The 12,847-nt window shown below is 63.5% G+C and carries 10 protein-coding genes and 1 riboswitch; of the genes, 3 read left to right on the top strand and 7 right to left on the bottom strand.

All coding sequences use genetic code 11. From position 1 onward, the window contains the following. Positions 1-131: 131 nt before the first annotated feature. The gene (locus HMPREF0762_RS03020) at positions 132-596 is read left to right on the top strand and encodes a DUF1648 domain-containing protein (RefSeq protein ID WP_115314202.1); all 465 of its coding nucleotides are present in this window, start codon (positions 132-134) and stop codon (positions 594-596) included. A gap of 3 nt (positions 597-599) precedes the next feature. Here HMPREF0762_RS03020 and HMPREF0762_RS03015 read toward each other — a convergent pair whose 3' ends face one another. Continuing rightward, positions 600-2,015: an alanine/glycine:cation symporter family protein gene (locus tag HMPREF0762_RS03015; protein WP_006361930.1), complete on the bottom strand. Its 1,416-nt coding sequence runs from the start codon at positions 2,013-2,015 to the stop codon at positions 600-602. 90 nt (positions 2,016-2,105) lie between these two features. Then, a riboswitch (glycine riboswitch) is annotated at positions 2,106-2,202 on the bottom strand. Positions 2,203-2,890: 688 nt separating this feature from the next. On the opposite strand from HMPREF0762_RS03015, the gene HMPREF0762_RS03010 reads away from it, so the two are divergent. Further along, positions 2,891-4,042, top strand: coding sequence for a polysaccharide deacetylase family protein (locus HMPREF0762_RS03010; RefSeq protein WP_006361928.1), 1,152 nt, complete (start codon positions 2,891-2,893; stop codon positions 4,040-4,042). A gap of 22 nt (positions 4,043-4,064) precedes the next feature. Here HMPREF0762_RS03010 and HMPREF0762_RS03005 read toward each other — a convergent pair whose 3' ends face one another. The 5 genes from HMPREF0762_RS03005 to HMPREF0762_RS02985 all read right to left on the bottom strand — a co-directional run bounded on the left by HMPREF0762_RS03005 (position 4,065) and on the right by HMPREF0762_RS02985 (position 9,298). Continuing rightward, positions 4,065-5,294, bottom strand: coding sequence for an ABC transporter (locus HMPREF0762_RS03005; protein WP_115314201.1), 1,230 nt, complete (start codon positions 5,292-5,294; stop codon positions 4,065-4,067). Between the two features lie 13 nt (positions 5,295-5,307). Continuing rightward, a complete protein-coding gene (locus HMPREF0762_RS03000) occupies positions 5,308-6,183 on the bottom strand; it encodes an ABC transporter ATP-binding protein (protein ID WP_006361926.1) in 876 nt (291 codons plus the stop codon). Positions 6,184-6,198: 15 nt separating this feature from the next. Next, positions 6,199-6,999 carry a hypothetical protein gene (locus HMPREF0762_RS02995; RefSeq protein ID WP_006361925.1) on the bottom strand — a complete coding sequence of 267 codons (801 nt, stop codon included), beginning with the start codon at positions 6,997-6,999 and terminating at the stop codon, positions 6,199-6,201. Next, positions 6,986-7,489: an RNA polymerase sigma factor gene (locus tag HMPREF0762_RS02990; RefSeq protein ID WP_006361924.1), complete on the bottom strand. Its 504-nt coding sequence runs from the start codon at positions 7,487-7,489 to the stop codon at positions 6,986-6,988. The genes HMPREF0762_RS02995 and HMPREF0762_RS02990 overlap by 14 nt, the downstream gene beginning before the upstream one ends. A 174-nt stretch (positions 7,490-7,663) precedes the next feature. Then, positions 7,664-9,298, bottom strand: a complete 1,635-nt coding sequence (locus tag HMPREF0762_RS02985; RefSeq protein ID WP_006361923.1) for an FAD-dependent oxidoreductase — start codon at positions 9,296-9,298, stop codon at positions 7,664-7,666. Between the two features lie 269 nt (positions 9,299-9,567). Between HMPREF0762_RS02985 and HMPREF0762_RS02980 the strand changes: the two genes are divergently transcribed. Continuing rightward, positions 9,568-11,049, top strand: coding sequence for a helix-turn-helix transcriptional regulator (locus tag HMPREF0762_RS02980; protein ID WP_006361922.1), 1,482 nt, complete (start codon positions 9,568-9,570; stop codon positions 11,047-11,049). Positions 11,050-11,151: 102 nt separating this feature from the next. Here HMPREF0762_RS02980 and ettA read toward each other — a convergent pair whose 3' ends face one another. After that, positions 11,152-12,834: an energy-dependent translational throttle protein EttA gene (gene ettA, locus HMPREF0762_RS02975; protein ID WP_006361921.1), complete on the bottom strand. Its 1,683-nt coding sequence runs from the start codon at positions 12,832-12,834 to the stop codon at positions 11,152-11,154. Between the last annotated feature and the right edge of the window lie 13 nt (positions 12,835-12,847).

Raw genomic sequence — 12,847 nt, 5'->3', positions numbered from 1 at the left:
GAAGCGCTATCATGCACGCGTGGGCGCCATTCCGGCGCGTGCGCATCTCGTCGGAGACGAGCGAGGGGTGGGCTGCTCTCGCGTATCGCAGGCTCTGCTTTCGGGGGATCTCATTATATGAAGGTGAACGCATGAAGGCGCAGAAGGATTCGTTCGCATGCATCGGGCATGCCGTTTCGGCCGTGCTGGTCGTGGCGACCTTCGTTCATGTGGCCGTGTCGTGGGACACGATGCCCGATTCCATTCCCGCTCACTACGGCTTGGACGGAACGCCCGACGCATGGGGCGGAAAAGGTTCCACCCTCGTCGCCCCGTGTGCAATGCTTCTGATATTCGGGATCTTCTTCATCGCCAGTCGTCATCCCGGCTCGTGGAACACGGGCGTGAACATGACCGAAGAGAATCGCGACGCCGTCTACCGCGTGCTCGGCAGGCTGATCGCGTCCATCGAGGCCGTTTCCGCGTTGTGGCTTGCCGCCGTTTCGTTCATCCAGGTGGAAGAGGTTCGGCAGCCGTGGTTCCTGCTGCCTGCGATGCTTATCCTGCTGATCGGCGCGCTGGCGTTCTGGATTCGAAGGCTCTATCGCTTGAAGTAGGCGCTATTCCTCGTCTTCCGCATGGATCTCCGCAAGGCTCTTCGACTTCCGGCCGTTGACGCATGCGGCTACGGTGCCGGACAGCGCGATGAGCGCGATGGCGTTCGGCAGCACCATGAGCTGGTTGAACATATCGGCAAGCTCCCAGACCAGATCGTTCGAGAGCAGCGATCCCAGGAAGATGAAGGCGAGCGCTATGACGAAGAACGGCATGACGCCTTTCTTGCCGAACAGGTATTCGACGTTCAGGCGGGCGAACAGGTTCCAGCTCAGGATCGTCGAGAACGCGAAGAACAGCAGGCAGATGGCGACGAATGCGTTTCCGAAGCCGGTGCCGAAGAATTCGCTGAATGCGTACTGGGCCATGTTGGTCTTATTGATGCCGGCGGCAAGGCCCGTGGCATCCACGGTCAGGGCGCCGTCGCCCACGTAGAGCGCGGAGATGACGACGAGCGCGGTCATCGTGACGACGACGAAGGTGTCGACGAAGACGCCGACCATGGCCGTGACGCCTTGATCGTGGGGATCTTTGACGTTCGCCATGGCGTGCGCGTGCGGGGTGGAGCCCATGCCGGCCTCGTTCGAGAACAGGCCGCGCTTGGCGCCCTGCGAAAGGGCCGCGATGATTCCGAAGGTGACGCCGCCGATGGAGGCGTCGGGGTTGAAGGCGCATTCGAAGATGAGGCCGATGGCGGGAAGGATCTCGTGCGCGTTCATGATGAGCGCGACCAGGCCGCCGACCAGGTAGATGACCGCCATGACGGGCACGAGCTTTTCCGTGACCGACGCGATGCGCTGGATGCCGCCGATGAGGATGAACCCGGCGACCAGCACGATGAGCGCACCGATTGCCCAGGTAGGAATGCCGAAGGCGGTGTTGATCGTCGATGCGATCGAATTGGATTGGACCATGCTGCCCATGAATCCGAGCGCGAGGATGATGGCCACGGAGAAGAATCCGGCCAGGAATTTTCCGCCTGCGCCCTTGAAGGCCGAGCGGATGTAGTAGACCGGGCCGCCGTGCACGGATCCGTCCGCGTCCACGGTGCGGGTCTTCTGCGCGAGCACGGCCTCGGCGTAGTTCGTCGACATGCCGAGGAAGGCGATGAGCCACATCCAGAAGATGGCGCCCGGGCCGCCGACGAGGATGGCCCCGCAGGCGCCGACGATGTTGCCGGTGCCGACCTGGGCGGCGATGGCGGTGGCGAGCGCCTGGAACGAGCTCATGCCGCTTGTATGCCTTCCTCCGTTCAGAGAGAACCCGCCGAACACGCGGCGCATGCCCTCGCCGAAGAAGCGCACCTGCACGAACCGGGTGCGGATAGTGAACACCAGCCCCGTTCCGATGAGCAGGAAGATGAGCACGTAATTCGAAAGGTATTCGTTGATGGTTTGAACGATATGAAGCAATGCGTCCATAGGGGAGCGGCCTCCTTCTGCTCGTGAACTGACGATCTAGAGAAGGCCGTACTGAAAAGCTTGACCGAAGCCGCGGCAGATGAGTTCCTTCGCGGCGCCTCTGTCCGTTTGCCTGAGAGATTCGGCCGGTCGAAAACCTGCCTTGCACCTTCGGCACCCATTTAAGAGATTCTCCAGAGTTTTCTCCACCTTCGGTTTCCCCCTGCAGGGATCCTCAAGGCTTCAACGAAAAATGCCTGGGGCGCATTATGCGCGAGCATCGTCGGTTGCGCAATGGAAAACTTCGACGGTTTCGTGGAACGGGGGTCGGCGGCAGAGCCGTTCGTCGTTCCAGAGCGCTGGACGGCTCTGCCGCAGAGCATGAAGGGTTGCTGCAGCGATATGCCGGCATCCCAGCGTGCTGGACGACTTGGGCCGAGGTCTGCGCCCCATGAGGAAGCGCATCGGAGCCGCATCGGACGATGCGCTATTCGATAACGGTTCGGTAACGAATCGCCGATCACGGTCAACGGGCGATATTGGCAGGGTCGAAAGCCGCGGTTCGCGCCTATACTCATAAGGATTAAGCGTGTCTGAGGAGAGAGAAGACCATGTCGCAGAGAGATTTCGATCGTCCGTCGCATGAGCGTCCGCATGCTCGCGCAGCAGCAGGAAGAAGCGCCTCCACGTATCGGCGTCCGTCAGCCGACCGTCGGCCGTCGCGCACTTCGGCTCCGACGCGACCGGCGTCTTCCCGTGCGGTCGGCGCGCATGGGGTCCAGAGGGCCTCTAGATCCTCGGGAACCTATGGGACGTACGGGGCATCTGGTTCGCGGATCTATTCGCGCCGCGGCTTCCTTGCGGCGGCAGGCGTTGTCGCCGTCGGAACCATAGGCGTGGGAAGCGCGTATGCCTACGCGCATCGGGATATCGCCGTGATGCTGAACGGCCAGGAGCTTACATTTCCCGTCGGCACGACGCTGCGCGCGGCGATGGAATCCGCAGGCATCGCGCCCAAGCCGGGCAACCTGCTTTCCCTGGGCGGCGCCATCGCCGCCGAAGGCGGCGGAACGACCATGACGGTCTCTCTGAACGGGGACGAAGCCGATCCCAACGACGTGCTCGACCGCGAGCTCAAGCGCGGCGATGCGGCGACCGTTTCCGACGGCGCCGACGTGACCGAGGACTTCACGACCGATAAAAAGCAGATCGATCCCAAGCTCGTCTTCAAAGACGACGGATCGGGGCAGTCGGTGCAGTATGTATCGCAGTGGGGCGTGGCGGGAACGCAGGAGATCCGCACCGGCAAGGTGTCGGGCGAGGTCGTCGAAGGCGACATGCTGTCCGAAGCCCAGGACTGCATCGTGACCTCCATCAACGTGAAACCAGACGGCGACGCGAAGATCGTCGGCCTTTCCTTCGACGACGGCCCCAGCGAATACACGCAGCGTTACCTGGACATCCTCAAGGAATTCGGCGCTACGGCGACGTTTTTCAATATCGGGCGCAACATCGATTCCCTCGGCGGCGATCTGCCGGCGAAGGTCATCGCCGCCGGCTGCTCGATCGGAAGCCATACCTATTCGCATCCGCCGCTGACCACGCAATCGTCCGACCAGGTCAAAGATGAGCTTTCGCACACGCGCGACCTGATCGAAGGCGCCACGAACGTGCGCACATCCATGCTTCGGCCGCCTTATGGCGATTTCAGCAAGCAGGTCTGGCTGGAATCGGCAGGATTGCTGACCTCGAGCATCCTTTGGACGCAGGACACGCTCGACTGGAAACAGCCGGGAGCCGACACGATCGCGCATAACGCCCTGTCCGGCATCAGGCCGGGCTCCATCATCCTGATGCATGACGGCGGCGGCAAGCGCGACCAGGACCTCGATGCCCTGCCGAAGATCCTGAAGAGCCTGACCGACGACGGGTACAAGGTGGTGAGCATCCAGGAGCTGCTCGCCTCCGACACCTCCATACCGCACGCGGTGGCGGAAGGCACGGCCGCTTTGCCCGACGGAGCCGTCTGGCCGACCGAAATCGCGTAAAGATCCGCACGGCGGCGGTTATCTACATCACCTGATGTCGCCTGAACGTGCGTATGGATAGAGGCATGCAGGCCGCGAGCAGCGCGCCGTAGAGCAGCGCCAGCATGGAAGGCAGATCGAATACGATCGGGCCTACGGCATAGCTCACCATGGCGGAGAACATATCGTTGAAGCCGGTCATAGGCGTAAGGTCTGCGATCTTGGCCAGGGGGGTGATGAGTTTGCCTAGAATACCGAGGAGGGTGACGGCAAGAGGAACCACGGCCACGGGCATGACGGAGCGCAGCTTCGAGGAAAGCAACAGCGTGAACGCGGTCGCGCCCAGGCAGACGACGTATCCGACCAGCAGGCAGAGACCGCAGACCGCTCCGACGGAATACGGGTAGGGACTCGCGAAGTCGAATATCTGGCAGGGCAGCCCTGCGCCGTCCGGACCGAGCATCGCGAGATAGATGCCGCATATGCTGCCGACGCACAGCAGATAGTACGTCGATACGAACGCCAGAGCCGCGGTCGTCTTCGCTAGCGGCAGCATGCATGTTCCGTTTCTTGTCGGCAAGACGACGGCCGCTGTGCGATTCTGATACTCTCCCGCGTACACGCCCGATACCGCGATGGCGGCGGCGAGGATGACGAGCGCATAGAAGCTCATCCAGTTGAAAATGCCGTCCCATGCGCCGGCATAGCCGTATTCAATGGGCCAGGAGACTTTTTCGGCCTTTTCCGTCCAGTAGTCGTGTTCGGCCTGGGTATAGGGGAAGAACCCGAGGTAGTTGCCCGAAAGCTCGTGCTCGATCGCGGTTTTCGACCCTTCTTCGAGGCTGCGTGCCCGCGTGCCTTGGGCATCGAGGGCGAGAACGGTGTCGAGCCGCTGGTAATAGGAGCTTACAACCACTTTATGCACGTCGTGCCAGAATTCGATGCCGTATCGCTCGATGATCTCTTCGCTGCTCATGCTGTTCAGTTCCGAGGCCATTTCATCCCAGCGGGCGAGCGCCTGGTCGTAGGCGGCGAGGTCGGCGGATATCCGCGCGTCGTCGAGCACTCCGGCCTTCGCCTGCTCGTTCTCGCGAACGGCCTGGTGCGCCGCTATCCCTTCCATCCATGCGCCGGTGTCGCCGTCGCGTGCTCCCGCAGTCATGATGTTCGCCACGGCGATCGCGACGAGCAGGATCCACACGATGATGCATGCCGCCATGCCAGCGCGATTGTCGAGAATCTTCTTGATCTCATAGGTGACGAGGGTTCTCATCGCAGTCATCTTCCTATCTCGTCGTTGCGTCGCGGAATACGTCCAAATACAGATCCTCGAGCGTCGGTTCCACGAGCCGGGCGTCCGGTACAGGCGCGGCATCGGCCACCACGCGCACCACGGCGTGGCCGTCGGCGGCGTAGCGCACATTGGCGACGGCCATGCGTTCGGTCATGGGTTCGACGCGGCTCGCGCCGATGTGGCATTCCCATACTTTGCCCCGCGCCCGCGCGACGATCTGCTCGGGTGTTCCGTCGAGCACGAAGGCGCCTTTTCGCATCACCAGGATGCGACTGGCGATGAATTCAACGTCGCTCACGATATGGGTGGAGAGGATCACGATCTTGTTCTGCGCAAAGCCGGCGATGAGGTTTCGAAAGCGTACGCGCTCTTTGGGATCGAGGCCCGCTGTCGGTTCATCGAGCACGAGTATCGCAGGGTCGTTTATCATCGCCTGCGCTATTCCCAGGCGCTGCTTCATGCCGCCGGAGAAGGTCTTCACCTTGCGCCGCGCGTCGTCGCCAAGGCCGACCTCTTCCAAAAGGAGCATGCCGCGCTTTCGCCCGTCGCGGCCGTCGAAACCTTTAAGGGCCGCCATGTAGCGCATGAAGTCGAGGGCGGTGAAGTTCGGGTAGTATCCGAAGTCTTGCGGCAGATAGCCGAGAAGGGTCCGGTATCCGTCATCCAGCTCCGCGATATCGCGGCCATCGAGCAGGATCTGTCCGCCCGTCGGCCGGAGCACATCGCAGATCATGCGCATGAGCGTCGTCTTGCCCGCGCCGTTGGCTCCGAGCAGTCCGATGACGCCAGGAGAGAGCGTGGCCGACACGCGGTCCACGGCGATGCGCGCCCCGAACTGCTTGGTCAGCCTGTCCAACGTGAGTTCCATGAGGATGCTCCTTCCCTAATTGCAAGTCGATGCGATATGCGGCGCGAAGGAGTCGAGCCCGCCCGCCGCCGATCGCAGGGCGAGAAGCGCCTCGCGCACGAGCCACGCGAGCGCGGCGGCGGCGGCAAGCCCCCAGATGGCGAGCGCAGCCGGGCCGTATATGCCGGGGAACGCGATCGATATCGCGAGCAATGCCGAACAGATAACGGCGATCCAGGCGATCGAAGACACGACCGCATGCGGCGTCCTCGCACGACGGAGGATGGCAAGGGTTCCCGCGCACGAGCAGAAGTAGGGCGGACAGGCCCAGAGGGTGACGGAAAGCGCTCCGATTCCCGTCGCGACGGATGTGCCGGCCACCATGAGCGCGACGGCGAGCGCGCATGAGCATCCGAGGACGATAAGCCGCGCGGCCAGCACGCGGGCGGCGTTGTAGCGGCATGCGCATTCGAGTTCGATCACGCCATGCTGGCTGCTTGAAAAAAGCGGCGGCACGCACACGAGCACCGAGGCGGCCGACATCAGCCCTACCGCCCAGCGTACAGGCGCTGCGTTTCCGCAGGAAAGCGCCGACCAGACCATGAGCGTGACGATGACGAGCTGCGCGCCCCATGACCACGGAGGCACGAAGCGAACCTGGGCGGCGACGAAGCCCGCATCGCCCAGGCGGCGCGCAGGGGCTTCGGAAACGCGAGCGCCTTCCTTCGCCATCAGGCATGCGAGCTCATAGAGCCTCTCGGCCGCAGGAGCCTCTCGTTGCGCGGCGTAATGGCGCATGAGCTCGGTTTCGAGCCCGTTTTCGTCAATTCCGACCATGCGCGTCACCTTCTTCCAATTCTTTTCTCAGCGCCTTCAGCGCGGCGTTGATGCGCCGTCTGGCTGAAAAGCGGCTGATTCCAAGCCCGCGTGCCACGTCGTTCACGCCGAGGCCCGCTCCGAATCGCAACTCCACCGCTTCACGCAAGCCATCGGGCAGCTTCGCAAGCGCCTCGTCGAGCGCCGCTTCCCGTTCGTCGCTTTCGCGCGCTGCCACGTCGAAGTCGAGGCGCACGGTTTCGAGCCTCTTGCGTCGGCTTGCGTCCACGCATGTGCTTCGTGCGATGCGCATGAGGTATGCGATGGGCTTGCCGCGCTCGCGATAGCCATGCGAGCGCGCGAATCGAAGGAACGTCTCCTGCGCGAGATCGGCCGCCTCGCATCCCGCCGGCGCGTGGCGCCTGCAGTATGCCAGCACCTCGCCGTAGCATTCCTCCACGATCGTGCGCGCCCGTTCCGGATCCAGGCGTCCAGAATCGCTTCTCGGCATCCCATCACCTCCTCTACCTACTACAACGCAAGGACCGCTCGAAATGTGCGGCCCTTGCGCGAAAAAGTCTCTATCGATTCTCTCATGCTCGGCATGGGCGCGCCCCCGCGGTTCGGATGAGCCGGCGGGGGCGCGCATGGAAGAAGGAGGGGAGGGAAGGCTTTCGAGGCGTACCTACTTCGCGGCCAGGGCCTTTCCGACCACGTAACCCTGGGTGTAGTTGTGGCCCAGGTTGAGTCCGAAGACCGTGAGCGGATAATCGACGCCGCCGTAGAAGCCGCCCGCCACGTTGCCGATGGCGTAGAGGCCCTCGATCGGGGCGCCTTCGGGCGTGAGGCACTGCAGGTTCTCGTCGACGACGACGCCGCCGGAGGCGATGGCGCTCATGCGCACGTGACGGTGGATGCCGTAGTAGGGCGGGGTGTCGATCTTCTGCAGGTATTCCTTGGGCAGGCCGAAGTCCTCGTCGGCGCCTGCGTCGCAGAGCTCGTTGAAGCGCTTGACGGTCGCCACGAACGCGTCGGCATCGGTGACTTCGAGCTTCTTCGCCAGCTCTTCGAGCGTGTCGGCCTTGTAAGTGTTGAGGTAGCCTTCGATGACGCCCGTACGCTCGACGTTTTCCTCGGGCATCCAGGTCCGGATGGCCTCGGGATCGATGAGCTTGCCGGGGAACGATGCGGCCTTGTCCATATAGGCGCTGTCGAACACCTGGGTGTAGCTGCCCTGGTCTTTCTCACCGAGCAGGTAGCAGTTCATGAGCGACATCTCGACGGTTTCGTTGCAGAAGCGCGTGCCGTCGAGCTTGGTGCGCAGGAAGGGCATGTCGCACATCGAAGCGGGGCCGGCGTCGAAGTCGTGGAGCATCTTGGTGTGGTTGAGGTTTTCCATGCAGCCGCCTGCCCAGACGACCATCTTCTGGCCGTCGCCGGTGCGTCCTGACTGCTTGGGAGCCATGTACCGCATGTCGGGCAGGTAGTAGTAGAGCATCTCGGTGTCGTTCTGGTAGTCGCCGGTCGCCATGACGACGCCCTTGGACGCATTGAACTGGATATGGGAATCCCCGCTCTTGGCGATGACGCCCGTCACCTTGCCGGCGTCGTCTTGGACGAGCTGCTCGGCGGGCGTGCTGTAGAAGATCTCGACGCCGGCCTTCTCGGCCACCGTGCAGAGCGCGGCCATGCCTTCGGCCGTCGTGTAGGGCTTGGGACCGAAGTACGAGGTCACGAAGCTCAGGTTGTAGCCGGTTTTGGCGAGCAGCGGCTTATGCTGCTCGTTGCCCTGGTCGATGACCTGCGCGCCGCCTTCCGCCGCACGATCGACGACCCATTTGACCGCTTCGCCCGACATGCGGGCCCACATCTCGAGAAGCTTGCGGTTGGGGCGATGCTGCGAGTCTTTCATGAGGACGTTCACGAGCGCGGCCACGTCGGCCGGATCGCTGTTCTCGTAATCGATGCCCGATCCTGAATTGCCGTAGGCCGATGCCGTCGCTTCTTTCTGGATAAGCGCGACTTTGGCGCCTGCTTCGGCCGCGGCGAGCGCGCAGGGGACGCCCGGGGCGCCGGCGCCGATGACGACGATGTCGTAATCCTTGGTCTCGGCGACATCCTTGATGGGCGCCGGCTTATCGAAGAACGAAGGCAGCCCCGACCGGTTGTGCCCGGCGGCGGTGGTGACGTCCGCCATCGCCTGCCCGGCAGGCACCGATTCCGTCGTGCCGCATCCTGCCAGCGCGCCTGCTCCCGCCGCTCCGATGGCCGCGATGCCGCCGAACTTGAAGAGGCTGCGTCTGCTGATTCCCTGTTCCATGACCCATTCCCTTTCTCGTATCCGCGATCGGCGCGGAATCCGGAAGCATCGTGCGCCGCCGCCGTCCCTCCAGACGGCTTCATGCCATGTGCGACGCCGCGCTTCGATGCCTGCCATGCTACGCCGCGGGGGATGCGCGGTCTTTCCCCCTGCGGGGTCCGTCCAGGGGGTATTTGCATCACCCGTTCCCTATCACCCTCGCTTGACATGGGACGACGATGGGGTTTCAATGGATGCTTCGAACCTTGGCCACGAGAGGGTGATGCGGGATGGGAAGGGATGCGACCGAAATCGCCGATCCCGATCTGCTCGAATCGTATGCGATTGCGTCGGGAACGAGGCTTCCTGGCGCGTGGATCGTCGACAAGCTGCCCTATGTCCCGCTCGCATTCATCGGGCTCGGCATGTATCGAGCGTGGATCGAGCTCGTGTTCGTGGGCTCGTTCGTGGATTTTCCCTTCTATGCCTTCGCAGGGCATAACGCCTACGATGCGGCCATGATCGCCGTGCTGTTCCTCGGCGCCGCCTTCCATAGGCGCCTCGAGCCTCTGTCCGAACGAGGCTGGGCGTACGGGGCCGCGGCAGGGCTGATGCTTGCGGGCACGGCGTTTGGATGGACGACCGTCTTCAATCCTTCCTTCGCATCGGCCCTGGCCCTTCCGGCGACGATCGTCGGCGGCATGGGCACGGCGGTCATCATCCTGCTTTGGTCGGAGCTCTATGCGTGCCTGAGCCCGTTTCGCGTCGGTCTGTATTACTGCGCTTCCATCGTCGCGGCGGCGCTCGTGATCTACTTCTGCCGAGGGCTGCAGGCGCCGTGGCTGTTCGGAACCTGCATGCTGCTTCCGCTCGCGTCGCTGTTCATGCTTTCCATCGCGAACATATCGCTTGCGCCCGAGGAGCGCAGCCATGCCTCCGACAGACGCTTCTCGTTTCCGTGGAAGCCGACGCTGCTCATGGCCGTCTATGCGTTCGCGTTCGGGCTGCGCGAATCGAGCCAGTATTCGAGCGGGTTCGGCCCCCATTCCGCGTTCGGGACGTTGGCCATGGGGGTCCTGCTGTTCCTGCTCATCTATCGCCAGGGGCGCAGCTTCCAGTTCGCCACGCTCTATCGCGTGGCATTGCCGCTGATGGCATGCGCGTTTCTCGTGCTTCCGGCCTTCGGCTGGTTCAACGCGCAGGTCTCCAACTTCTGCGCCATGGCAGGCTATGCGGCGTTCTCGGTGCTCATCATGCTGCTGATGGCTTCGATGTCGTATCGCTACGGTATGTCGGCGCTCTGGCTGTTCGGGATAGAGCGCGGCGTGCGTGCCTTGGCTACGATCATAGGGCGCAAGGCCTCCGTCGGCATCGAGGCCCTGATCGCCAATCCTGAGACGGCGAGCCTGATCATAGGCTCCATCACCGTCGCCATGGTCATCGTTGCGACCATCCTGTTCGCAAGCGAGAAGGACCTTTTCACGCGCTGGGGAGTCTCGCTGCGCGACGACGGAGACATCGAGGAGGTCGGTGCCCAGGAAGACCTCATGCGCCGATGCGCCACGACGGCGGCCGATCATGCGCTCTCTCCGCGGGAAGCCGAGATCCTTGCGATGCTCGCTTCGGGAAAGACGGGTCCGCAGATCCAAAACGAGCTCTTCATCTCGAAGGATACGGTGAAGACCCATATCAAGCATATCTATCGCAAGCTCGACGTCCATGCGCGCGACGAGCTCGTCGCCCTCGTCGAGGCGACCGAGCCCAAGGCGTAGGCAATGCGGCCGTAGCGTCGAAGGGCCGGCCCCGTACGATCGGCCCTGGCCCTATCCTGCTTCTTGCGGCATGCCGCCTGACGGACGGATTCCCCTGCAGCCTCAGTCGCGCGTGAGCTTGCGGTGCAAGCGGTGGGGCTTGGCGGCCTCGACGCCCAGGCGTTCCGTGCGGTTTGCCTGGTAATCGGCGAAATTGCCTTCGAACCAATGCCAGGCTCCAGGGTTCTCGTCGGTTCCTTCCCAGGCCAGGATATGCGTGGCGATGCGATCGAGGAACCAGCGGTCGTGCGAGGTGATGACCGCGCAGCCGGGGAACGCGAGCAGCGCTTCCTCGAGGCCTTCGAGCGTTTCGGTATCCAGGTCGTTGGTGGGTTCGTCGAGCAGCAGCAGATTGCCGCCCTCTTTGAGCGTGAGCGCGAGGTTCAGGCGGTTCCGCTCGCCGCCGGACAGGACGTCCGAAGGCTTCTGCTGGTCGGATCCCTTGAAGCCGAACGCGCTCACATAGGCGCGGCTCGGTATCTCGGACTCGCCGACGATCATGTAGTCGTTGCCGTCCGAAACCACTTCCCAGACGTTCTTGCTCGCGTCGAGCCCGGCGCGCATCTGGTCGACGTACGAGATCTTGACGGTCTCGCCGATCTCGAGCGATCCGCCCGTGACGCCCTCCTTGCCGACGATCATCTTGAACAGGGTCGACTTGCCGACGCCGTTCGGGCCGATCACGCCGACGATGCCGTTGCGCGGCAGATTGAAGGACAGATCGTCGATGAGCACGCGGTCGCCGAACGCCTTATGCAGGTGCTCCGCGACGATGACCTTGTTGCCGAGACGCGGGCCTGCGGGGATATGGATGTCGGTGTAGTCGACGTTGCGCTGCGCGGCCGCGGCTTCGCGCGCCATCTGCTCGTAGCGTTCGAGGCGGGCCTTGTTCTTCGCCTGGCGGGCCTTCGGAGAGCTGCGCACCCATTCGAGCTCGGAGCGCATCTTCTTCGCGCGCTTCTCGGCCTGCTGGCCCTGCGCGGCGAGGCGCGCGGCCTTCGTCTCGAGGTAGGTCGAGTAGTTGCCCTTGTAGGGGTAGAGCGTTCCGCGGTCGACTTCGCAGATCCATTCCGCGACGTTGTCCAGGAAGTAGCGGTCGTGCGTGACGGCGAGGACGGCGCCCTGATAGTTCTTCAGGAACTGCTCGAGCCACAGCACCGATTCGGCGTCCAGATGGTTGGTGGGCTCGTCGAGCAGCAGCAGGTCGGGTGCTTCGAGCAGCAGCTTGCAGAGCGCGACGCGGCGGCGTTCCCCGCCCGAGAGGATATCGATGGGCGCTTCGGGGTCGGGGCACTGAAGCGCATCCATGGCCTGCGTGATCTGGCTGTCCAGATCCCAGCCGTTCACCGCGTCGATTTCATCCTGGAGCCGGCCCATCTCGGCCATGAGCGCGTCGAAGTCGGCATCGGGCTCGCCCATGAGCATGCCGATCTCGTTGAAGCGCGAGACCTTGGCGAGCGTCTCGCCGAAGGCGGCCTCGACGTTCTCGTAGACGTTCTTCGTCTCGTCGAGCGGCGGTTCCTGCTCGAGGATGCCCACGCTGTAGCCTGGGGTGAGGCGTGCGTCTCCGTTGGAGACCTCTTCCATGCCCGCCATGATCTTGAGCAGCGTGGACTTGCCCATGCCGTTCGGACCTACGACGCCGATCTTGGCGCCGGGGTAGAACGCCATCGTGACGTCGTCCAGGATGACCTTGTCGCCGTGCGCCTTGCGCGCCTGGTACATCTGGTAGATGAATTCCGCCATGAGGTGTTCGCCT

Source organism: Slackia exigua ATCC 700122 (assembly GCF_000162875.1).
Classification (GTDB): domain Bacteria; phylum Actinomycetota; class Coriobacteriia; order Coriobacteriales; family Eggerthellaceae; genus Slackia; species Slackia exigua.
Note: the sequence above shows the minus strand (reverse complement) of the source record. Positions and strands in the feature narration are given on the sequence as shown.

Bases quoted from the DNA above. Each gene is read 5' to 3' on its own strand.
- HMPREF0762_RS03005 (WP_115314201.1), bottom strand. From the start codon at position 5,294: ATGAGAACCCTCGTCACCTATGAGATCAAGAAGATTCTCGACAATCGC.
- HMPREF0762_RS02985 (WP_006361923.1), bottom strand. From the start codon at position 9,298: ATGGAACAGGGAATCAGCAGACGCAGCCTCTTCAAGTTCGGCGGCATC.
- ettA (WP_006361921.1), bottom strand. From the start codon at position 12,834: ATGGCGGAATTCATCTACCAGATGTACCAGGCGCGCAAGGCGCACGGC.
- HMPREF0762_RS03000 (WP_006361926.1), bottom strand. From the start codon at position 6,183: ATGGAACTCACGTTGGACAGGCTGACCAAGCAGTTCGGGGCGCGCATC.
- HMPREF0762_RS02980 (WP_006361922.1), top strand. From the start codon at position 9,568: ATGGGAAGGGATGCGACCGAAATCGCCGATCCCGATCTGCTCGAATCG.
- HMPREF0762_RS03015 (WP_006361930.1), bottom strand. From the start codon at position 2,015: ATGGACGCATTGCTTCATATCGTTCAAACCATCAACGAATACCTTTCG.
- HMPREF0762_RS02990 (WP_006361924.1), bottom strand. From the start codon at position 7,489: ATGCCGAGAAGCGATTCTGGACGCCTGGATCCGGAACGGGCGCGCACG.
- HMPREF0762_RS03020 (WP_115314202.1), top strand. From the start codon at position 132: ATGAAGGCGCAGAAGGATTCGTTCGCATGCATCGGGCATGCCGTTTCG.
- HMPREF0762_RS02995 (WP_006361925.1), bottom strand. From the start codon at position 6,999: ATGGTCGGAATTGACGAAAACGGGCTCGAAACCGAGCTCATGCGCCAT.